The organism is Pseudomonas sp. p1(2021b) (genome assembly GCF_020151015.1).
Taxonomy (GTDB): domain Bacteria; phylum Pseudomonadota; class Gammaproteobacteria; order Pseudomonadales; family Pseudomonadaceae; genus Aquipseudomonas; species Aquipseudomonas putida_K.
In genome coordinates this window covers 3,023,769-3,046,548 of record NZ_CP083746.1, presented here as the reverse complement: position 1 = coordinate 3,046,548, position 22,780 = coordinate 3,023,769, and the positions used below count along the sequence as shown (strand labels likewise).

Here is a 22,780-nt window from a genome sequence, read left to right as displayed (position 1 = left end):
AGGATGAACTAGTGCCCCGCGCACTCCACATGGGAAACATCCAAATGTTTTGACCAGCACCGCCAGCGGTGTTGTCCTTTCTTCGCCCCCCGCCTTTTTCCTCCGTTGTAATGTCTGGTGTGTGCGACGGAACTGCGCCTCCTTCAATAAAAAATTACTTGCTTCAGGCGAGCGCCTTGCCTGTACAGGGTCGACACATTGTTGGGCTTCGGCCGACGACCGTGTCAGGGGGCGCGCCTGCTCATGATTAAATGAGGCTGGATATGTCGCGAAAAGAATTTGATGTTCCTGCTGCCGTCAAACTGACGGCGGCGGCTGGGCTGCGCTCTTGCGCAGAATTGCATACTGAGCTGGGTGCGGAATTCACTTTGTGTCAGGTGCAAGCGTTGCATCAGGCTGCCCGCAAGGCATGCAACGATGCGCTGATAAACGAAAAAAAGATCTTGACTCGCGCCTCGCCCCTGTTGCCCCAGGCGATCAGGCGCGGCATGGCATCTTCCGATGCGGCGGTGCACGACTACAAAGAATGGTTCGGCGGCCGCGCAGCGAAGTTTGCCGCCCCAGGCAGCGTCGCCTCGATGTTCTCGCCAGCGGCCTACCTGACAACCCTGTACCGGGAAGCGAAAAAGCTCTACCCCGAAGGCAATCCATGGCATATCGACACACGTCGTCCTGACTTGAAGCACCTGGTGCTGAGCCAGGTGAACCTGGACACACCGGTCAGCGCCCTGAGCCTGTCCAACGCTATCCTGATGGAGCGGCTGGGCGAGCACGGCGACACCCTCGAAGGCTTGTCGAGCCAGGTAGGCTTCGGCGCCACGCCTTATCACCATCAGCACACTCGCCTGCGCCAGGCTTACCGCCTGAAAGACCCGGACTTCAAGCACCTATGGGCAGCAACCGACGTCGCCAAGCACTTCGCGGCGCCGTCGCTGGCCGGGCTCTGCCACGATATCCCACCCGCGCTGTACGGGCTGTTGACCGATGAGATCACCGATGAAAACGCCGACGAAAAGTTCGCGACCTATTTCCCCGGCACCGTGCCCCAGGACATGCTGCGCCCGGCCCGTCTCCGCGATTGGTTTGGTTTGAGCGACCCGGAACTGAAGGCCTTCATCGACGGCGGCGCCCAGGTCGAGGACGAGCGCCTGGGGCCGCAAACGCATGTCTCCGAGCTGCTCAATCGCGAGGGCGTGACCTACCAGTTAGGCGTGGGCTCGGCCAGCACGGCGATCCATTACGCCTACCTGTTCTTCCTGGGCGGCGATCGCTGGGAGTTGAGCTTCAGCCTCAAGCAGGCCGGGGCGATCGAGTTCATCCTCGAGGAAGTGCACCACCTGAGGGTGTCGCCCCAGATGCTCGAGGTCGAGGCCTTCGTGCCGGACACCGACTACCGCTATGCATTCGAATGGAAGGGACCGAACGAAGATCGCTCCTATGCCAGCTACCGGGTCAAGTTCACCCACGCCACCGACCAGGGCCGTGTGCTGAGCGCCCGTTTCACCACGCCGAAGCTTGCGCCGGCACAGTTCCTGCTCAGGCTCAACAAGGTGATCAGGCTGCACAAGGCCACAGGCCTTGGGGCCGAGGCGCTGGCGCGCATCCTCCACAGCGTGGACCCGGTGGCCATCAGCGAGCGATCGCTGGCGGTGCTGACGCAGACCGTGCGTTTGGCCAAACGCTACGCCATCCCTCATGAACAGGCGCTGGTCATGGGCCGGCAACTGATCGCCGTGACCGCCCGGGGCGGCGAGCTGAGCCAATACGACCGGCTGTTCAACGACCCCGCGCTGGTCGAAGGGGGGCTGGACCCGGCCGACTACGTCGTGATCGACCTGCGTCCCGGCCAGGCCGCGGAGCAGGCCGACATCAAGGCCACGCTCAAGCGTGCCTGTCAGGTGGACGACGAAGGGCTGTACCAGCTGGGCCGCTTCCTGGCGCTGGAGGCGCAGGCCAGCGATGCAGCAGACGATGAGGTGCGCTTCGCCACCACGCACGAGGACTTGTCCGGCCTCTACACCCTGAGCCTGTGGGCGCGCCTGCATGGTCTGGCGCCTGGCGAGCTGGGGCTGCTGCTGGAGACCTTCGGCGCGCCGCGGTACCTGCGCCAGGCGGACACTGCCGAGTGGTTGCGTTTGCTGGGCTGCGTGGAGCACCTGGCCAGTTGGCTGCAGGCTCGTGGCTGGACGGTCTCTGACCTGGTGCTGATGACCCGGGACGTGGGCGATATTCCTCCGAGCCCCGAGATCACCAACCTGATCAAGGAAATGCAAGCGGCGCTCGCCAATGCTGAACTGCCTGGCGAGCCCGTCATGGAAGACTACCTGCGCGCGCTGACCCCGCTGATCGCCTCGACCTTTGGCCTGAGCGGTGAAACCGCGGCCCGGGCCCTGCTGATCTGGGCGGACCGTGGCAAGCCCGGTGGGCTTTCGCTGCAAGAGGTGGGCGAGCGCCTGAAATCGGAAGATCCAGAAGCGTCGGAAGAGCCAGAAGAGCCTTCCGACCCGGTAGCCGATCCCCAGATAATCGCCTTCACCTACGGCCTGGCCCAGATGGCCCTGATCGTGCACGCCAGCGGCGTGACCGCCGACGTCCTGGCTGTGCTGGTGACGCAACCCCATGTGTTGGGCGCCGAGGCCGTGGAAGGCGCAGGGGGCAACGCGACCCTGAAGCGCAGCGTGGCCACGGTCGAGGCCCTGACGGACTTCAGCACCTGGCTGAAAGCACGGCCAGAGTCGGCGAGCGCGCTGATGGCTGCGCTGGTGGCCGAAGGCGTAACGCCAGCGCTGCTGGCCACGGCCACCGGCCAGGCAGAAGGGGTGGTCGCCGAGGCCGCCAGGCAGGCAGCCCTGAAACGGGATGTCGAAAACGCCTCGGCCCTGGCCAATTGGCAGGAGATCGCCGTGGTCCGGCAATGGACCGACCTGGCGACAACGCTGGGCGTGCGACCCGAGACCCTGGCGACGTTACTGGTGTCCCCAGAGGCGTGGGCTCAGTGGCAAGCCCTGGCGAACAGTGTCGAAGCGGGGCTGAGCCCGTCGCAGGTCAAGCGTGCGCAGGCCGCGACCGAGGCGCCGCTGAGCAAGGCGCTGGCCGGTGTGCTGGCCGCGCGCGGCAACCTGGGTGTGGAGCGCCTGAACCAGCACCTGTTGCTCGACAGCCTGAACAGTGCCCAGGTGACGACCTCGCGTATCGCCGAGGCGATGGCGGCGCTGCAACTGTTCATCCACCGCACCTTGTCGGAGCCTGAGGACAAGCACGGCCTCAACAGCGCCGCGCTGGACCGTCCGTTCTTCCGAGACTGGACCCGCTGGAACGCCCGCTACGCCACCTGGTCGGCGGGGCAGATGCTGATGTACTACCCGGAGAACTACATCGACCCGACCGTACGCCTGGGCCAGACCAAGGCGATGGACGACATGCTGCAAGTGCTGGGGCAGGCACAGATCAACGGCGATACGGTGGGCGATGCCTTCCACGGCTACCTCAGTGCTTTCGAGGAAGTGGCCAACCTGGAGACGATCAGCGGCTACTACAACGGCCGGGAGCCGCAGGAGGCCGACTCGGCGCTGGACAAGACCTGGTTCATCGGCCGCAGCCGCGGCGAGCCGCGCGAGTACTGGTGGCGGACGGTGGACGAGAGCAAGCGTGACAAGGACACCGGCGCGCTGCCGGCCAACGCCTGGCGCGGCTGGACCAAGATCGATCTGGCGCCCCAGGTGGTGGGCCGGCTGATCCGGCCGGTGATCTACAACGAGCGCTTGTATCTGATGTGGGTGGAGCGGCAGGAGCATATCCTGACCCGCAACGAACAGGGCCAGCCAGACCAGAAGGAACATGTGTGGGCCTACAAGCTGGCATGGCTGCGCTATGACGGGACCTGGAGTGCGCCGCTGAGCTACCCGATGTCGGCCGAGAACGTGAAAGAACTGGAGTCGGTCGAGTCCCGTGAAAACCTCTCGCTGTTCCTGGTCAACCTGTCAGGGCTGAACGCCCTGGTGGCCGGTATCTATGATCGGGGCGTCGGCGCCGGTGACGAGGCCAAGGAGTACGGCGGCATCGAGATCCGGGAGGATTTCACCAGCACGTCGATTGCGCTATTGAATGACCTGCAGCAAGTCCCGCATTGGCTGGACACGGCCCTGCATACGGGGCTGTGCAGCGTGTTCGATCGCCAAGACCGGCCCGTGGCGAAGGACATCACGCCTGCGTCTGGAAAACCGACGGATTTCGTGTCGTTCGACCTGTCCGATGCGAGCGTGAGGGTCATCGACACCTCCGCTGCCCAAGCGGGTAGCTATAGCCTGCGCCTGGATACCACGCTGTCGGTGGAGGCCGTGCGTCCGGAGGTCGCCAACCCCTGGATCACCAAGCTGGTCAAGGGCTTCGAGGGGCTTGCCAAGCAAACCACCCCAGTCAGAGCGTTGGCGCTGACTCAGGAGGGCGCCTTCCTGGTCCGCCATGAGAATGCAGAGGACTGGGGGTACCTGTGCGTCAGTTTTAAGCAGCTCAGCAATTTTGACGTCTTTTTTTCGATCATTGCCGATGTTTATGATGTGCCCGTGGGGGAGGGGACTGGGGTCCGTCACGAATCGGGCTACATTCTTTGCAGATTCAAGATAAACACCGCTAACTATCCGCTGTCTGCGATAAATATAAAGTTCCGATATGGCAGCAGCTTTGTCAGTCACGAAGTCAATGTCGCGAAGTTGCTCGAATACAGCGGGATGAGCCGAGAGCTGGTAACGCCTAGCCGCTATTTGAATCCGCCGGGCAAGGTCGGCAAGTCGGATATTCGCCGTATCGTCTATGGCGTCGATGAAACAAGATCTGTCAGTGAGACCGCGAAGGTCGATTTCGATCTGGCCCTGGGTGCGCAGCAGGCTAAGTTCTCCAGCGTTCTGGACATTGGTCGGATGTCGGAGTGGTCTGGTAAGGATCAAGTTTCGCACACGATGACCCTGACGGTCGGCGAAGTGCAACGCCACTGGCGGATCAATCTGTACAAGCAACCCGGTACCGAGACCCGTCCGGCCGAATGGGGAGCGAGGCTCGCAGCGGTCACCTCGGTGAAAAGCCCCATCATCGGCGAAACCGCCGAAGGGGCCCAGTACTTCAAGCGCGGTACCTCGGTCACCCGGCTCAACACGCTGTTCGCCCGCAAGCTCACCGAGCGTGCGGCTTTAGGCATCGACACCATCCTCAGCTACGACACCCAGCAGATGCCGGAACCGGTCATCGAGGGCAGCGATGCCAGCCCGATGATGGACTTCGGGGGTGCCAACGCCCTGTATTTCTGGGAACTGTTCTACTACACGCCGATGATGGTGATGCAGCGCTTCCTGCAGGAAGAGCGCTTCGACCTGGCCGAGCAATGGCTCAAGTACATCTTCAACCCGGCCGGCTACACGGTGAATGGCCATTACACGCCACGACTGTGGAACGTGCGCCCACTGGAGGAAGACACCGCCTGGAACGACGAGCCGCTGGCGGTGCTGGACCCGGACGCCGTGGCACAGAACGACCCGATGCACTACAAGCTCAACGCCTTCATGCGCTTGCTGGACATCACCCTGGGGCGCGGCGATGCGGCGTATCGCAAGCTCGAACGCGACACCCTGAGCGAAGCGAAGGTGTGGTACCAGCGCGCCTTGCGCCTGCTGGGCGACGAACCATGGATCGAGCCGAGCACCGACTGGGACGACCCGCAGCTGGGCGATGCGGCCTCGCAACAGGTGCTGGACGATCGCATGGACGCCTTGGCGATGATGGCCGAAGGCATACGCGCCGAGGACGTGGTGAAGCTGCGCGCTGCGGGGCCGGCACGCGCCGAGGCCGGCAGGACGCTGTTCCTGCCCGAGGCCAACCGCATGCTGCTGGAATACTGGGAAGCGCTGCGCATCCGCCTGTATAACCTGCGGCACAACCTGACGCTGGATGGCCAGCCACTGAACCTGGCGCTGTACGCCACGCCGGCCGACCCGAAGGCCTTGTGGGCCGACGCGGTGGCTGCCGAGGCGGGCGGGGCCAATGCCTTGCCGCCCATCGACAACGTGCCGGCGTTGCGTTTCATTCCGCTGGTGGAAGGGGCGCGTACGATGACTTCCCACCTGATGCTGTTCGGCAATGCCATGCGGCTGATTCTGGAGCGTCAGGATGCTGAAGGGTTGCTGGAACTGCTCAGTACCCAAGGGGTAGAACTGGCGACCAGAAGCGTGGAGTTGCAAGAGCAGTCGCTCAAGGAACTGGATGTTGAACGCAAACGTATAACGGCGCTTATGGAGGTCGCCAGGACGCGGCGAGATCATTACCGCGCCCTGTATGACGAGAACATGAACACAGGTGAAAAACTGGCACTGGGTTTCGCCCAAACGAGAAAAGCCTTGACCGGCGTTTGGGGATCGCTTGCCGTGACGGCGGGACTGGTGAAGACATTCCCGAACGTTTTCGGCACATCCAACGGTGGCGGACGTCCCAGCGGGCCACTACAGGCGGCAGGTACGGTTGCTGGGTTGACGATGACCGGCTTGGAGATCGCCAGCGAGACGATCGATAAATGCGAGGCCTATCGACGTCGGCGCCAGGACTGGGAGATTCAGTACAAGAATGCCGCAGGACTCATGGCGGTACTCCAGGTGCAACTGGAAGCGCTGACGGTGCGTGAAACGTCTATCAACCTGCAGATCGCACACGCGCGGTCCCAGGAGACGAACGCCCAAGTGCAACTTGCCTTCCATCAAGGCAAGGCGACCAGCAAAGCACTGTACAGTTGGTTGCGCGCGCGCCTGGCAAGTATCTTCTATACCTACTATGACCTGACGGTTTCACGCTGCCTGATGGCGCAGAAGGCGCTGCAATGGGAAATGGGTGACAACACCCGCTACCTGCGCACGGGCACTTGGAATGGCGCTTGGTCCGGGCTGTTGTGCGGAGAAGGGCTGATGTTGGCGCTGGGGCAGATGGAGGATGCCTGGGTGAGATGGCAAAAGCGTGAGTTGGAGGTGACTCGCGACGTGTCGCTGGCTAAGGTCTTCGATGGCATGCTTCTCGTGGATGGGGAGCCGGTCACGCTGCAGGACGCCATTCAGCGCGTCCTGAACGAAGAGGATGTCGATTGCACGCTTGCGCTGGGCAGTTTGACGTTCGAATCGCACAAGCTGTCCGTACAGTTTGGCCTCAAGGATCTGGGCTTGGCGCAAGAGTTCGAAGACGGCAAATGCCGTATTCGTCGCATAGCGGTTAGCCTCGAGGGGCCGAACGTCGAATCTTCCGAGCAGGTCCGGGCGCGTTTGATGACCAACTACCTTGGTTTGCCTTCCGGTTGCCACCAAAGCGTCATATCCCATGCCCGCAAGGACGACGGTCTATTCCCTCAGGAGGGCGGCGACGCGGCCACCCGCTGGCTGCCGTTCGAAGGGCTGACCATTGCGTCGGCCAATGACGAGGATGACAAGACGACCCTGAGCCTGACCTTCGCTGACGCCAAGGGTCAGCAGGTCCTGAAGGAACTGAGCGATATTACCCTGCACATCCAATTCACCGTTCGCTGATACCTTGGGAGGGCACGCAGATGCCCTCCCGCTTCCCTGTACGGCCCCGCTCGCGGATAATCCCACGCCATTGAAGACAACAGCCTGCGAGTGGGTATGAGTGATTCGGTAGTCAATCTCGGGCAATCCGGGATCGAAGGGGGGCGCAAGTCGCGCAAGCACAACCCCGAGAAAACGCGCGAGGACATCCTCCAGGCCGCCATCCACGAGTTCGTGCAGCAGGGCCTTGCCGGGGCGCGGGTCGATGCCATCGCCGAGCGCACCGCCACCTCCAAGCGCATGATCTACTACTACTTCGGCAGCAAGGAGCAGTTGTACATCGAGTGCCTGGTCAAGCTCTACGGTGACATCCGCAAGACCGAGCACAGCCTTGACCTGGAGTCGCTGCCGGCCGTGCAGGCCATCGAACGTGTGGTGGACTTCACCTTCGACCACCATGACCATAATGTCGACTTCGTGCGCATCGTCTGCACCGAGAACATCCACTACGGCGAGTACATCAAGCAATCACCGGCGATTCGCGAAATGAGCAGCCTCGTACTGCAAGGGCTGGCCCGTACCCTGCAACGAGGTGTGGAGGAGGGCGTGTTCCGGGCAGGCATCGACGTCATCGACCTGCACATGCTGATGAGCTCGTTCTGCTTCTACCGCGTGTCCAACCGGCATACCTTCGGCGAGCTCTTCCAGATCGACCTCTGCGAGCAGGAGGTCAAGCGACGCCACAAGCAGATGATTCGCGAAGCGGTCTTGGGTTACATCCGTGCTTGAACGGGCTGCCAACGGCCTCACTCGCCCAGGCGCTGCTCCCGTGACGGCGGGTAGCCGAAATAGGCCGCATAACACTTGCTGAAGTGCGATACCGAGACGAAACCGCAGGCGACCGCGACTTCCATTACCGAGAGGTCGGAATATTGCAGCAGCCGGCGGCTCTTGGTGATGCGCAGCTCCATGTAGTAGCGCCGCGGCGAGGTGCCGAGCTGGGCCTGGAACAAGCGGTCGATCTGGCGTCGCGAGCGGCCACTGTAGGCGGCGAGCTGGTCCAGGCTGAGGGTTTCCTCGAGGTTGTTCTCCATCAGCTCGACGATGGTACGCAAGTGCAGGCTCATGGACTTCTTCGCCCCAGGGCCAACCTGGCGATAGCGAGCTCCGGAGAACGACAGGATTTCCTCGACACCTTCGGCCAGTGCGTCGCCGTAGAGACGTCGAACCAGGCCGAGCATCAACTCCATGGCGCCATTGGGGCTGGCGGCGGTGAGCCGGTCCCGGTCCAGGGTGAAGCTGGCCGGCGTGAGGCGGGTTTGCGGGCTGCGTTCGGCCAGGCTGGCGCGCTGTTCAGGGTGGATGCTGCAGCCGTAGTCGTCCAGTACACCTGCGCGACCAAGGAACCAGGCGCCGTTCCACAAGCCGCCCAGCGCCATGCCATGGGCCGCGCAATCGCCCAGCATGCGGTCGAGCTCAGGATATTTGAGGGGCGTGCGCAAGCCGCCGCAGATCACCAGCAGGTCCAGCTCCTTCAGGCTGGCGGCATCGAGTTCGCTGGCCACCAATTCCAGGCCCAGGTCGCTGAGTACTCGGTCGCCCTGGGGGGAGAGCGGGTTGAAGCGGAAACTGTCGGCGCGCAACAGGTTGGCGGTGACCAGCACGTCCATCGCCACGGTAAAACTGGCCATGGAGAAGTGTTCGAGAAGGACGAAGTCGACTCGATAGGGCACCTGGCCGTTACCGGAGGCGGATTTTAGCCGCAGCATGTTGCTGGTGCTGGTCTTCTGGCTGAACTGACGTGGTGTGGACACTGCTGACTCCGACTCCTGGCTGGCCCGTTGAGTTTGCTGGGAGCGTGAGGGAAAGACAACTGGATCGCACGTGCGGGCAGGATCGGACTGAACCCTGGCGGCCGGCTGGCACCCAAAGCACTACATGCCTATTGGGAGAGCGCTCATGGAAATCGGAACGATCTGGATCATTCTCGCAGCCATTCTGATCCTCTTGGAGATCTTCGCCATCTGGCACATCATCGGCAGCGACCGGCGCGCTGAACGGAAGATGCTATGGATCGTCTTCGTGGTCTACGTACCCTTACCCGGCTTGATCGTCTGGGCCTGGATGGGGCCTCGGGCCGTGAAGGGGCGGGCGGTGCTCGAGGAAAAATAGAACACCTGGGGCTGATGCCTGTCAGTCAAGGACACCGAATGCTGCATGCCCCATCGCCGGCAAGTCGGCTCCAGGGATTTCGCAAGTCTTGAGAGCGGCGCAATCTCGGTGGGAGCTGGCGACAGCCTGCGATGGGCTGCAAAGCAGCCCCAAGCCCTCAAACGCTGGAGCCCCTCCAGACTCAAGGGGTCGCTTTGCGGCCCATCGCAGGCTCCGCCAGCTCCCACGAGGCAAGCGGAGCCTGGGCCATATTTGGAAAACCAACCGAAGGCAATTGGGCTTGTCCAGCACCGTAGAATCTCCCACAGGTACGGCCTGGCGTCCAAACTGACGTTCTACGTGTGTGCCGGCGCTTGCAGTCGATAGGGCTTGGTCGCCTGGCATTACAGGTTTCGCATCCTGGTGCATCTCTTCTAGAATCCGCACAGTAAACCCGCCGACCGACCGGCCGTGCGGTTCCCGGCGCGAGTGTGCGCCACCGCCGAGAACGCCATGAGTGCCAGTACCCCGCTGTCCGGAGTCAACCAACCGCTGCGCGGCATCGCCCTGGTGGTGGTGGCGACTTTCCTGTTCGCCAGTCACGACGCCCTTTCCAAGTTCCTGGGCGGCCTGTACCCGATCATCATGGTGGTCTGGGCACGCTACCTGGTACATACCCTGCTGATGGCCGGGATCTTCCTTCCCAAGGCCGGCGTGGCCGTATTGCGCACTCGCCGCCCGGTCTTGCAGACGTTGCGTGCGCTGAGCCTGTTGAGCACGAGCTTGCTGTTCACCACAGGCCTGCAGTACCTGCCTTTGGCCGAAGCGACATCCGTCAACTTCCTCGCCCCGGTGCTGGTCACCGCGCTTTCGGTGCCGCTGCTCAAGGAGCGCGTCAGCGTCGGCCAGTGGGTAGCGGTGGTGATGGGCTTTATCGGCGTACTGGTCGTTGTGCACCCTGGGGGGGCGATGTTCACGCCGGCGATCCTGTTCCCCTTTGGATCGGCCCTGGGCTTCTGCTTCTACCAATTGCTGACCCGCAAGTTGGCCGTCTACGACAGCCCAACCACCAGCAACTTCTTCGCCGGGCTGTGCAACACCTTGATCCTGAGCGTGCTGGTGCCGTTCTTCTGGCACGCGCCGCAATGGAACCACGTCGTCTTGATGCTGGCCCTCGGCGGCTGCGGCATGACCGCGCACCTGTTGCTGACCCAGGCCTTCCGCCTGGCTGCCCCGGCATTGCTGGCGCCCTTCAGCTATTGCCAGATCGTCTTCGCCGGTTTGCTGGGGCTGCTGATCTTCGGCCAGGTGCCGGACATCGCCAGCCTGGTGGGCATCGCCATCATCTGCCTGAGTGGTTTGGGGGCGGCCTGGATGCAACGCGGCAAGTGACAATGCTGCTGACAGTTTTGGCCTATCGACCCTAGTCAATTGCCCTATTAGAAACCTGGCTGCGCTCGGCTAGGCTTCACTCTGCCCCAAGAAAACGGCATGCAGGCATGGGCAGGGACACCCTGATGCCTGTTCCACTTCCGTGCGAAAGGTACACGCAGATGTCGAACGAATCGAAATGCCCGTTTCATCAGACCGCCGGTGGCGGCACGAGCAACCGTGACTGGTGGCCTGACCAGTTGAACCTGCGGATCCTCCATCAACATTCGTCCAAGTCCGACCCGATGGACCCGGACTTCGACTACGCCAAGGCGTTCAAGCAACTCGATTTTCAGGCCCTCAAGCAAGACCTGCGAGCCTTGATGACCGACTCCCAGGACTGGTGGCCCGCGGACTTCGGCCACTATGGCCCGCTGTTCATCCGCATGGCCTGGCACAGTGCTGGCACCTACCGTATCGGCGACGGCCGGGGTGGCGCAGGCTCCGGCCAGCAGCGTTTCGCCCCGCTCAACAGCTGGCCGGACAACGTCAGCCTGGACAAGGCCCGGCGCTTGCTGTGGCCGATCAAACAGAAGTACGGGCGCAACATTTCCTGGGCCGACCTGATCGTGTTGACGGGCAACGTGGCCCTGGAATCCATGGGTTTCAAGACCTTCGGCTTCTCCGGTGGGCGCGCCGATGTGTGGGAGCCGGATGAAGATGTGTACTGGGGCTCGGAAAAGGTCTGGCTGGGCGGTGACACCCGTTACGGCAAGGCGCAACCCCCCGGCAAGGGCGACCTGGTGGCGGAACCGCAGAAGCACGAAGAAGAACAAGGGCGCGCCCTGGGCGGCGAGCGAAACCTGGAGAACCCCTTGGCCGCCGTGCAGATGGGGCTGATCTACGTCAACCCGGAAGGCCCCGAGGGTAACCCCGACCCGGTGGCTTCCGGCAAGGACATCCGTGAGACCTTCGGCCGCATGGCCATGAATGACGAGGAAACCGTGGCCCTGATCGCCGGCGGTCATGCATTCGGCAAGACCCACGGTGCAGGCCCTGCCGACAACGTCGGACCCGAGCCAGAAGCCGCAGGCCTCGAGCTGCAAGGTCTGGGCTGGCAGAACAAGTTCGGTACCGGCAAGGGCGGCGACACCATCACCAGTGGCCTGGAAGTGACCTGGACGTCTACCCCGACCAAGTGGAGCAACGAGTACCTGGAGAACTTGTTCAACTTCGACTGGGAACTGACCAAGAGCCCGGCCGGTGCCCACCAGTGGCGGCCGAAGAACGGCGCCGGGGCAGGACAGATCCCCGATGCCCACGATCCTTCCAAGCGTCACGCGCCGGCCATGCTCACCTCCGACCTGGCCCTGCGTTTCGACCCTATCTACGAGCCGATCGCCCGGCGTTTCAAGGACAACCCCGACCAGTTGGCTGATGCCTTCGCCCGTGCCTGGTACAAACTGATCCACAGGGACATGGGCCCGCTGTCACGCTACCTGGGCCCGGAAATGCCGCAGGAGGTGCTGCTCTGGCAGGACCCGATCCCGCCGGTGGACCACCCGCTGATCAACGATCAAGACATCGCCGCCCTCAAAGCCAAGGTGTTGGCCTCGGGCCTGAGCGTCGGCGAACTGGTCTCCACCGCTTGGGCCTCGGCCTCGACCTTCCGGGGTTCGGACAAGCGCGGTGGTGCCAACGGCGGCCGCCTGCGCCTGGCGCCGCAGAAGTTCTGGGCAGCCAACCAGCCTGAACAATTGGACAAAATGCTCAAGGCGCTGGAGAAGATCCAGAGTGAGTTCAACGCCTCGGGCAAGAAGGTTTCCCTGGCCGATTTGATCGTGCTGGCGGGCTGCGCCGCGGTGGAAAAAGCTGCCAAGGACGGTGGGCACACAGTCAATGTGCCGTTCAGGCCTGGACGCATGGACGCCTCCCAGGAGCAGACCGATGTCGAGTCGTTCGGTGTGCTCGAGCCCTTGGCCGACGGTTTCCGCAACTTCACCAAAGCCCGCTACAGCGTCAAAGCCGAGAAACTGTTGCTGGACAAAGCCCAGTTGCTGACCCTCACCGCACCGCAGATGACCGTGCTGATCGGCGGCCTGCGGGTACTGGGTGCCAATGTCGGTGGCAGCCGACACGGGGTCTTTACCGACAAGCCCGGTGTGCTGTCCAACGACTTCTTCCGCAACCTGCTGGACATGAGCGTGGAGTGGAAGCCGACCTCGGCGGACAACGAAACCTTCGAAGGTCGCGACCGCAAGACTGGCCAGGTGAAGTGGACCGGTACCCGCGTCGACCTGGTGTTTGGCTCCCACGTCCAGTTGCGGGCCTTGTCGGAGGTCTATGGCAGCAGTGATGGCCAGGACAAGTTCGTCAAGGACTTCGTCGCTGCCTGGGTCAAAGTGATGGAGCTCGATAGGTTCGACTTGAAGTAACCGTGGCTTGAGGGGCCTGTACGCCCCTTTCGCGATACCAGGCCGCCCCACAGGTACTGCGCACGCCATTGCGCTGTGCCTGTGGGGCGGCTTTGTGCCAGGTGATCCGCAAAAAAGGCCGCCAAGGGACGGTGGCCGTTTCGCCAATTTCAGGTCGGATAGATACAAAAGCGCCCTTGGTCGTTCTGCTGCAATGCATCCCAGGCAACCGGCCTGAACAGCATGCCCATAACGACAAGGAAACCCACCATGCAAATGCCCAAGACCCTGAAAATCCGCAACGGCGAGAAAGTCAAACCCACGTTCTCCGCTCAGGAGTACGCTGCCCGCCAGGCCCGCCTGCGCGCTTACATGGCCGAGCATGACATCGAGGCGGCGATTTTCACCTCGTACCACAACGTCAACTACTACAGCGACTTCCTCTACTGCTCGTTCGGGCGCCCCTATGCGCTGGTGGTCACCCAGGACAAGGTGGTCTCGATCAGCGCCAACATCGATGGCGGCCAACCCTGGCGGCGGACGGTCGGCACCGACAACATCGTCTACACCGACTGGCAGCGCGACAACTTCTTCGTCGCCATCCAGCAGGCCCTGCCGCTGGCCTCGCGCATCGGCGTGGAGCATGACCATCTCAATCTACAGAATCATGCCAAGCTCGCTGCCTGTTATCCCAAGGCCGAGTTGGTCGACATCGGCGCGCCTTGCATGCGCATGCGCATGATCAAGTCCGCCGAAGAGCAGGCATTGATCCGTCAGGGTGCGCGTGTCGCCGACATCGGTGGCGCGGCAGTGGTCGAGGCCTTGCGCGATCAGGTGCCTGAGTACGAGGTGGCATTGCATGCCACCCAGGCAATGGTGCGTGAGATCGCCCGCAGCTTCCCTGACGCCGAGCTGATGGATACCTGGACCTGGTTCCAGTCCGGGCTCAATACCGATGGCGCACATAACCCGGTCACCAGCCGCAAGGTGAGCAAGGGCGAGATCCTCAGCCTCAACTGCTTCCCGATGATCGCCGGTTACTACACCGCGCTGGAGCGCACCTTGTTCCTCGACCACTGCCCGGACGAGTACCTGCGCCTGTGGCAAGCCAACGTCGAGGTGCACGAAGCGGGCTTGAAGCTGGTACGTCCCGGCATCCGCTGCTGCGACATCGCCCGCGAGCTGAACGAGATCTTCCTTCGCCATGACCTGCTGCAGTACCGCACCTTCGGTTACGGCCACTCCTTCGGCACCCTGAGCCATTACTACGGCCGCGAAGCGGGGCTGGAGCTGCGCGAGGACATCGACACCGTGCTCGAGCCAGGCATGGTGGTGTCGATCGAGCCGATGATCATGCTGCCCGAAGGGCATCCCGGCGCGGGCGGCTACCGTGAGCACGACATCCTGATCGTCAACGAGCACGGTGCCGAGAACATCACCCATTTCCCCTACGGGCCGGAGCACAACATCATCCGCAAGTGACCCTCGGGCACGGTCGCGGGCCAGCCCCGCGACCTTCCCGCCAGTGACCGCTCGACCCTGCCGCCAATTACAAGAACAGAGGGTATCCGTCATGTCCCAGCGTCATTCCGTTGTGCCGAAATCTCGTTTGCTGCCCGCCCAGGGAGGTGCGCGATGATCACCATGAGCGCCCGTCACCTTGACCTCCCGGCACAGGACGCCGAACGCCAGGCGCTGCGCAAGGCTGCGCGAGCCAGTTTCATGGGCAACTTCGTCGAATGGTTCGACTATGCCGCCTATGGCTACCTGGCCACCATCATCGCTGCCACGTTCTTCCCCGATGCCGACAAGACCACCGGCTTGCTGGCCACCTTTGCGGTGTTTGCCTTGTCCTTCATCGTCCGACCGCTGGGTGGGGTGGTCTGGGGGCATTTCGGCGACCGCTACGGGCGACGCAACGCGCTGTCGTGGTCGATCCTGATCATGTCGGTGTCGACGTTTTGCATCGGCATACTGCCCAGCCATGCGCAGATCGGCCTGTGGGCGCCGTGCCTCTTGCTTCTGATTCGCCTCGTACAGGGTTTTTCCGCGTCGGGCGAGTATGCCGGGGCTTCGGCGTTTCTGGCCGAATACGCGCCAGCAGGCCGTCGCGGGCTGTACACCAGCATCGTGCCGGCCAGTACCGCCGCTGGGTTGCTGTTCGGCGCCGCGTTCGTTGCCAGCCTGCATGCGCTGCTCAGCACCGAGGCCTTGCACAGCTGGGGGTGGCGCCTGCCGTTTTTGCTGGCTGCACCGTTCGGCCTGGTGGGGCGCTATATCCGCATGAGCCTGCAGGACACGCCCAAGTTCCTGGAGATGGAGCAGCGCCTGGAAAGCAAGGGCTGCGCGGGCGCCACACCGATCCGCGAACTGCTGACCCTGCACCGGCGCAGCGTGTTGATCGGCATTGGCGTGACCTGCCTGAATGCGGTCGCCTTCTACCTGCTGCTCAGCTACATGCCGACTTACCTGTCCAACGAAATGGGCATGAGCGAGGGTGACTCGTTCATTGCCTCGACGGTGTCGCTGGCAACCTACATCGGGTTGATCTTCCTGATGGGGCGCTTGTCGGACCGCTTTGGTCGCAAGCCCATGCTGGTGGTCGCCTCGCTGCTGTTTCTGGGGCTGACGGTGCCGCTGTTCAGTTTGCTCGACCATCAGCCGCTGTTGGTGATCCTGGCGATCCAGATCCTGTTCGGTGCGATGCTGGCGATGAACGACGGCACCTTGCCCTGCTTGCTGGCGGAGATTTTTCCCACACGTGTGCGTTTCAGCGGGTTTGCCTTGAGCTTCAACATCGCCAACGCGCTGTTCGGTGGCACCGCGCCGTTCATTGCCACCTGGCTGATCCAGGTCACTGGCAACAAGCTGGCCCCGGCGGGCTACCTGCTGGTCGCTGCGGTGGTGGCACTAGTGGCCATGCTGGCCTGCCGGGAAACGGCGCATCGGGCGCTGCAGGACTGACCGCGCAGAGCGCCCACCGCTCCCAACCGGTAGGATGGCGTGTTTGCGAGCAATCCAGAACCTGTGGGAGCGGGTTCACCTGCGAACATCGGCGGAGCCGGTGCCAGGTGCCGCCGGGAAACCTTGTTCGATGTGAACCCTACCTTCGTTAGCAACCCGTCAGTGCAACGACGCCTGTCGCCGCTCTCCGAGCGGTGACAGGCCAAAGAACCGGCTGTAGCTCTTGGAAAAATGCGCAGGCGAGGTAAAGCCACAGGCCAGGGCGATTTCCCGCACCTGGGCGTCGCTGCGCAGCAGCATCTCCCGCGCCCGTGACAGACGTAGCTCCAGGTAGTACTGGCTGGGGGTGCGCTGCAGGTACTTGTGAAACAGCCGCTCCAGTTGGCGCACCGTCACCTCGTTGAGGGTTGCCAGCTCTTCCAGCCCCAGGGGTTCTTCCAGGTTGGCTTCCATGATCGCCACCACCTGGCTCAGCTTGGGTTGGGCATTGCCGAGCCGGGTGCGCAGTGGCACCCGCTGGCGGTCACGCTCGCCACGCACCCGGTCGCACAGCAACAGCTCGGCCGCCTTGGCGGCGATGGCTTGGCCATCGGGCAGGCGGGCGACCAATTGCAACATCATGTCCATGGCGGCCACGCCGCCGGAGCAGGTGTAGCGGTCGCGGTCCAGCTCGTACAGTTGATTGGAGATGACGATGCCGGGGAAACGCTCCTTGAGCGCTTCGATGTCTTCCCAGTGGATGGTGCAGCGATAGCCTTTGAGCAACTGCGCCCGCGCCAGCAGGTAGCTGCCCGTGCATATGCCACCCAGGGGCACCCGCTGACGGGCAAGTTGTCGCAACCAGTCGATCAGCAGGCGGCTGTCACGGTCGTTGGCAATGGGGTTGGCACCTACCACGAACAGGGCATCCAGTGCGGGTGCGTCAGCGATGCCATGGTCAGGCAGCACGCGCATGCCGTTGCTGGCGGTCACAGGTTCCGGCGTGGCGGCGACGACTACGGTGCGAAACAACGGGCGGCAGGCGGCCAGGTTGGCCATGCGCAGGGTCTCGACCGCCGAGGCCAGGCCGATGGTGGTGAAGTTGGGTTGTACCAGAAAGCCGAATGTCCTGGGTGGGGGGAGCGGGGAGGCAGGCTGCGCAGAGCAGGGTTGGACCATGTGCGATTTACCTGTGCAAGCTGAGGCGTCGTTGTTTCCGGGCTATAAGAAAAAACCAGCCTTGAGGAACTCTTGTTGTTTATGCCGTGGCCGGCCCGATAGTACACCCGGATGACAGGGGCCGGAATGCCCACGACCCGGAGCCCCTTTTGCACAGGAGACGACCGCTTGAACCGTAAATCCGTGCCGGTACCCCAGGAGGGCTTCGCCCTGGCCCCCGGTGCCATCGAGGTGTTGCCCGATGCGGCGAGCTACCGCACTCGCTTGCTTGAGCTGATTGCCAGCGCCACCCAACGTATTGTCATCGTCGCCCTGTACTTGCAAGAGGACGAGGCCGGCCAAGAAGTGCTCGACGCCTTGTACCAGGCCAAGGCGGCGCGACCAGCGCTGGAGGTTCTCGTCGTCGTCGACTGGTTCCGGGCCCGGCGCGGCTTGCTGGGGGCGGGCCGGCAACCGGGCAACGCGGCGTGGTACCAGGCCCAGCGTCAACGCCGAGGCCTTGATGTGGTCATCCATGGTGTGCCGGTACAGACCCGCGAGCTGTTCGGCGTGCTGCACCTCAAAGGCAGCATCATCGATGACCAAGTGCTGTACACCGGGGCGAGCCTGAACAACGTCTACCTACACCGCTTCGACCGCTACCGGCTGGATCGATACCACCTGTTCCACAATGCCGGCTTGGCTGACGCCATGGCCGGCCTGGTGCGGCAGATACTGGCAAGTACCGCGACACCGCGCCTGGACTTGCCTGCACCGCCGACGACCAAACGCCTGCGTGGTGCGATTCGCCGGCTGCGTGCGCGTTTGAGGCACATGGCCTACGACCTGCCCGTGGCTCCGGCCCGGGAAGGGCTGCGGGTGATCCCTCTGTTGGGCATCGGCCGAGGCAATCCGCTCAACCGCAGCGTGTGCGCGCTGCTTGCGGCTGCGTGTTCGCAGATCGTGCTCAGCACACCGTACTTCAACCCGCCTCGTGTACTGATCGCCGAGATCGACCGGGCGCTGGCCCGTGGGGTGACGGTGGAGATGATCATCGGTCACCGAGCCGCCAACGATTTCTACGTCGCCCCCGGGCAACCCTTCACCGCCAGCGCCGCCTTGCCCTATCTGTACGAGGACAACCTGCGCGCCTTCGCCCATCGGCGCCAGGCCGCCATTGCCAGCGGCCAGCTGCAGGTGCGGATCTGGAACGATCCGGGGCACACCTTCCATGCCAAGGGCGTGTGGATCGACGAACGCTACAGCTTGCTCACCGGCAACAACCTCAATCCCCGTGGGTTCAATCTGGACCTTGAGAACGGCCTGTTGATCGATGACCCCCAGGGACAGTGGCTCGCCCCCCGTGAGGCCGAACTCGAAAGGATCCGTCGGCACGCCCCCCGGCTGTCGTCGGCCGAGGAGCTGGGCGAGGCTGGCGAACACCCGCGCGAAGTGCTCAAGCTGCTGCGGCGGCTGCGCTACAGCCGCCTCGAGCCATTGATCAGGCGGGTGCTCTGACGCTCAATGGCTGGAACCGGCCGCGCAGCCAGTGATCCAGGCTCAGGCGGCCGGCCCCTTTGAGCAACAGTGGCAGCAAGGCCACCAGATAGATGACCGGCAGCTTGAAGTTGCCGTAGCCCTGGTTGGTAATCGCATAGCCCTGGGCAAGCTCGGCCAGGCTCGACCACTGCGCCGGCCAGTGCACCGCGGCAATGGCCACCACCGTCACCACCATCAGCACGGCCGAGGCCAGGCGCGTGCCCAGGCCGAGCAGCAGCAACAGCGGGCAGATCAATTCAGCCCACAGCGAGAGCTGCCAGTTCACATTGGCTGGCAATAGGTTGAAGGGGAAGGGAAAACTCGCTTGCAGATCAGTGAACCAGTTGGCGCCGTTGAATTTCTCGATACCCGATTCGAAGAACTCCCAGGCCAGGAACAGGCGCAGGGGCAGGTCGGCGCTCCAGGTACCGAGGCGATCCAGGGCGTTAAAGGCGCGGGGCAATGCGTTCATGGTCAGGCTCTCTTGTCAGCAGGTTGGAGAACTCGAGCCCTGGGGGCTCGAGGTGTGACAAGGAGTGTGTGCGGCGAGGGTATCTGCAGTGTGTCCAGGGCAGTGGCGTTATGTATCGGCGTGTAGTCGAAGCCGGGGCCGGGAGGCGGCCCCCACGTCATTTGAGCTCGATCTGCGCGCACAGCCCGCCGCCGGCGCGGTTGGTCAAGGTCAGTTGCCCTCCCATGGCCTGGGTCAGTTGCTGAGCGATCGCCAGCCCCAGACCGGTACCTCCGGTGCTGCGGTTGCGGGAACCTTCCACCCTGTAGAACGGTTTGAGCACTTCGGCCAGCTCATCGGCGGGAATGCCAGGCCCTTCGTCGAGCACACGGATCAAGGTGCCGTTCCCGGTGTGTTCCACCTCAAGCTGCGCGGCACCTGCGAACTTCAGCGCGTTGTCCACCAGGTTCACCAGCACCCGGCGCAGGGCGTGGGGGCGGGTGTGGAGGGTGACATCGGTGGCACCCAGGCGCTCGACCTTGGCGCCGCTGTCCTGGTAATCGAAGACCAGGCTGTCGAGGAAGGCATCGAGCTTGATGCGGCAGGGCGCCTCGGTGCTGCTGTCCATGCTGCGGGCATAGGCAACGCCTTCGCGCACCAGGTGCTCCATGGCCGTCAGGTCGCTCCACAGCTTGTCCTTCTCCGTGCCATCGTCCATGACCTCGACACGCAGTTTCATGCGCGTGATGGGAGTTTGCAGGTCATGGGAGATGGCCGCCAGCAGTTGCATGCGTTCTTTGAGGTAGGCGGTGATGCGAGCCTGTAGTGCATTGAACGCCACGGCGGCATAGCGCACCTCCCGTGGGCCGCTTTCGTCCAGTTGCGGGCCTGGCTTGTCCGGGTCCAGGTCGTCCACTGCCTGGGCCAGGCGGGTCAGGGGGCGGATGGCCAGGCGCACTGCGAGCCAGGTGCAGACCAACAACACCGCCAGCTGGATCAACAGCACCACGGGTAGCCACTTGGCCACCGGCACGCCGGAAGGCGTGACGTCGAGGGTCAGGGGGGCGCCGTCGGCCAGGCGCAGGTGTACCTGGAAATGCGGAGTAGGGCCTGGGATCTCGAGGAAAGTCAGGCGGTAGTCTCGGCCGATCGCCTTGACGATGGACTCGGCGGCCATGGGCGGGTCTTCGCTGGGCATGGCCTGGCCGCCGAGGCCCTGACCCAACTGGTAGCGGTAGCTGTGGCGCTGCAGACGGGGCAGCCAGGCGGCACGCTCCTCGGCCGGCAGGCGATCGAGGATGGCCACCGACGTGGCGACGTCCTGCTCCAGGTTGCTCAGCATCATCGAGCGGCTGCTGACATAGCGCTCGTAGAACTGCAGGCTGAACGACAGGCCATAGGCCAGCACCAAGCCGGTGAGGAAGATCAGGGCCAGGCGCGACGCCAGGGTACGCGGCCACCTCATGCGGGTGACTCGAGCAATTGCACGGGCAGGGAGAACACATAGCCTTCGCTGCGCACGGTCTTGATGCAGTTGGGCTCGCGGGCGTCGTCGCCCAGGCGCTGGCGCAGGCGGCTGACCAGCAGGTCGATGGAGCGGTCGAAGATGTCCGCTTCACGGCCCTGGGTGAGGTTGAGCAATTGCTCGCGGCTGAGCACCCGCTGCGGGTGGTCGAGGAACACCCGCAGCAGGCGGTATTCGGCGCCGCTCAGGGCCACCAGCGTGCCGTCGCTGTCGAGCAGGTGGCGGGCTGTGGTGTCCAGCCGCCATTGGCCGAAGCCGATCAGCCGGCTGCTTTCGCTGATAGTCAGGTTCGGCGGCAGCATGCGGGTACGGCGCAGCACGGCGTTGATCCGGGCCAGCAGCTCACGGGCCGAGAAGGGTTTGGTCAGATAGTCGTCGGCGCCCATCTCGAGGCCGATGATGCGGTCGGTCTCGTCGTTGCGGGCGGTCAACATCAGCACCGGGGTGTTGCGGTGCTTGCCGGCGCGCAGTTCGCGGCACAGCAGCAGGCCGTCGTCGCCCGGCATCATGATGTCGAGCACCACCAGGTCGACGGTATTGTTCTCCAGGAAGGCACGCATCTGCCGGCCATCGGCAACGATGCTGGTACGCAGGCCGTTCTTCTTCAGGTAGTTGCCGACCAGTTCGCGAATCTCGCGGTCGTCGTCGACGATCAGGATGTGATCGACGTGTTCCATCGCAGGGTTCCTGTACGAATAAAGATGCAGGCAAGTGTACCGAGCGTCGCAGTGCTTGCCTGCCGGGGTTTGTATTGCAGTGTATCTGCCTATGGCAGCGATACAGGAACATGCACACCTGTCCCTGTGCAGACACATCCGCGATACCCAGCAGGCCTGTAATGGCTCTCGACCGGGGAACCCACTCCCCATTTGCACAGGAGAGATGCCATGACCTTCAAGACTTTTGCCAATGCAGCCCTGTTCGCGTTGTTCGGCGTTGCCGCCATTTCCGCCCAGGCCAACAGCGAACCGATGAGCGACAGCGTGATGCAGTATCGCTATGGCGACCGGCTGGACGTGCAGAAAGTGCTGTTGATCAAGGATGACCAGAGCAATGCCTGCGGCGTGGTGAATACCCGCATGGACTACCTCGATTCCAATGGCCGTAGACAAAGCCTGGAGTATCGTACTTACGCCACCGGAGGCTGCCATGACAACTGACCGACGCCGGCGGCTGAAGGTTGCTGGGTGGGTGTTGGGCCTGCTGGGGCTTGGCCTGGCGGGCTACCTGGCAGCCCAGGGCAGGGAGAAACCCATGCCCTCGCTGGCCGGTGCCAGCCAATGGCTCAATTCGCCGCCGTTGGACGATGCCGCCCTCAAGGGCAAGGTGGTGCTGGTGGATTTCTGGACCTGGGACTGCGTGAACTGCCAGCGCAGCCTGCCTCACGTCAATGACTGGGCCCGGCGCTACGCCGACCAGGGCTTGGTGGTGGTAGGGGTGCACACCCCGGAGTACGACTATGAGCATGACCTGGGTACCCTGCGCGAGAAGGTGGCCAGGCTCGGCATCGGCTACCCGGTCGCGGTGGACAACGACTACCGGGTCTGGAACGCCTGGGGTAACCAGTTCTGGCCTGCGCACTATTTCGTCGATCGCCAGGGGCAGGTGCGGCATGTGCATTTCGGTGAGGGTGACTATGCCGGGCAGGAGCGCGTGATCCAGGCACTGCTGGCGGAATGACCTCGTCGGGTAGGCGGCG

General features: G+C 63.4%; 15 protein-coding genes. 10 read left to right on the top strand and 5 right to left on the bottom strand.

Annotation, left to right across the window (positions count from 1 at the left end; translation table 11 throughout):
- Positions 1-488 precede the first annotated feature (488 nt).
- Together K8374_RS14120 and K8374_RS14115 are read left to right on the top strand one after the other, a co-directional pair.
- The gene (locus K8374_RS14120; protein WP_224456072.1) at positions 489-7,550 is read left to right on the top strand and encodes a neuraminidase-like domain-containing protein; all 7,062 of its coding nucleotides are present in this window, start codon (positions 489-491) and stop codon (positions 7,548-7,550) included.
- Positions 7,551-7,646: 96 nt separating this feature from the next.
- Entirely contained in the window at positions 7,647-8,318 is a 672-nt protein-coding gene (locus K8374_RS14115; protein ID WP_224456071.1) for a TetR/AcrR family transcriptional regulator, read from the top strand.
- Positions 8,319-8,335: 17 nt separating this feature from the next.
- Here the strand turns inward: K8374_RS14115 and K8374_RS14110 are convergent, their stop codons facing one another.
- Positions 8,336-9,343, bottom strand: coding sequence for a GlxA family transcriptional regulator (locus tag K8374_RS14110; protein ID WP_224456070.1), 1,008 nt, complete (start codon positions 9,341-9,343; stop codon positions 8,336-8,338).
- Between the two features lie 145 nt (positions 9,344-9,488).
- On the opposite strand from K8374_RS14110, the gene K8374_RS14105 reads away from it, so the two are divergent.
- From K8374_RS14105 to K8374_RS14085, 5 genes are all read left to right on the top strand, one after another.
- Positions 9,489-9,701: a PLD nuclease N-terminal domain-containing protein gene (locus K8374_RS14105; protein ID WP_084859055.1), complete on the top strand. Its 213-nt coding sequence runs from the start codon at positions 9,489-9,491 to the stop codon at positions 9,699-9,701.
- A 492-nt stretch (positions 9,702-10,193) separates the two neighbouring features.
- Positions 10,194-11,072, top strand: coding sequence for a DMT family transporter (locus tag K8374_RS14100; RefSeq protein ID WP_224456069.1), 879 nt, complete (start codon positions 10,194-10,196; stop codon positions 11,070-11,072).
- Positions 11,073-11,233: 161 nt separating this feature from the next.
- The gene (gene katG / locus K8374_RS14095) at positions 11,234-13,486 is read left to right on the top strand and encodes a catalase/peroxidase HPI (protein ID WP_224456068.1); all 2,253 of its coding nucleotides are present in this window, start codon (positions 11,234-11,236) and stop codon (positions 13,484-13,486) included.
- A 249-nt stretch (positions 13,487-13,735) separates the two neighbouring features.
- Positions 13,736-14,947 (top strand): M24 family metallopeptidase, encoded by a 1,212-nt coding sequence (locus tag K8374_RS14090; protein WP_196143062.1) that lies wholly within the window; start codon positions 13,736-13,738, stop codon positions 14,945-14,947.
- 153 nt (positions 14,948-15,100) lie between these two features.
- Entirely contained in the window at positions 15,101-16,429 is a 1,329-nt protein-coding gene (locus K8374_RS14085) for an MFS transporter (protein WP_196143061.1), read from the top strand.
- 159 nt (positions 16,430-16,588) lie between these two features.
- Here K8374_RS14085 and K8374_RS14080 read toward each other — a convergent pair whose 3' ends face one another.
- Positions 16,589-17,587, bottom strand: a complete 999-nt coding sequence (locus K8374_RS14080) for a GlxA family transcriptional regulator (protein WP_196143060.1) — start codon at positions 17,585-17,587, stop codon at positions 16,589-16,591.
- Positions 17,588-17,755: 168 nt separating this feature from the next.
- On the opposite strand from K8374_RS14080, the gene pssA reads away from it, so the two are divergent.
- A complete protein-coding gene (gene pssA / locus K8374_RS14075; RefSeq protein WP_224456067.1) occupies positions 17,756-19,084 on the top strand; it encodes a CDP-diacylglycerol--serine O-phosphatidyltransferase in 1,329 nt (442 codons plus the stop codon).
- Here pssA and K8374_RS14070 read toward each other — a convergent pair.
- The 3 genes from K8374_RS14070 to K8374_RS14060 form a co-directional block, all read right to left on the bottom strand.
- Complete coding sequence (locus K8374_RS14070; protein ID WP_224456066.1) at positions 19,068-19,577, bottom strand: DoxX family protein; 510 nt, start codon at positions 19,575-19,577, stop codon at positions 19,068-19,070. The two genes, pssA and K8374_RS14070, sit on opposite strands and share 17 nt — an antisense overlap.
- Before the next feature lie 157 nt (positions 19,578-19,734).
- Positions 19,735-21,021: an ATP-binding protein gene (locus K8374_RS14065; protein WP_224456065.1), complete on the bottom strand. Its 1,287-nt coding sequence runs from the start codon at positions 21,019-21,021 to the stop codon at positions 19,735-19,737.
- Complete coding sequence (locus tag K8374_RS14060; RefSeq protein WP_196143056.1) at positions 21,018-21,758, bottom strand: response regulator; 741 nt, start codon at positions 21,756-21,758, stop codon at positions 21,018-21,020. The genes K8374_RS14065 and K8374_RS14060 overlap by 4 nt, the downstream gene beginning before the upstream one ends.
- Before the next feature lie 210 nt (positions 21,759-21,968).
- On the opposite strand from K8374_RS14060, the gene K8374_RS14055 reads away from it, so the two are divergent.
- On the top strand, positions 21,969-22,241 hold the full coding sequence (locus tag K8374_RS14055; protein ID WP_224456064.1) for a DUF2790 domain-containing protein: 273 nt from the start codon (positions 21,969-21,971) through the stop codon (positions 22,239-22,241).
- The gene (locus K8374_RS14050) at positions 22,231-22,761 is read left to right on the top strand and encodes a thioredoxin family protein (RefSeq protein ID WP_224456063.1); all 531 of its coding nucleotides are present in this window, start codon (positions 22,231-22,233) and stop codon (positions 22,759-22,761) included. The genes K8374_RS14055 and K8374_RS14050 overlap by 11 nt, the downstream gene beginning before the upstream one ends.
- Positions 22,762-22,780 lie beyond the last annotated feature (19 nt).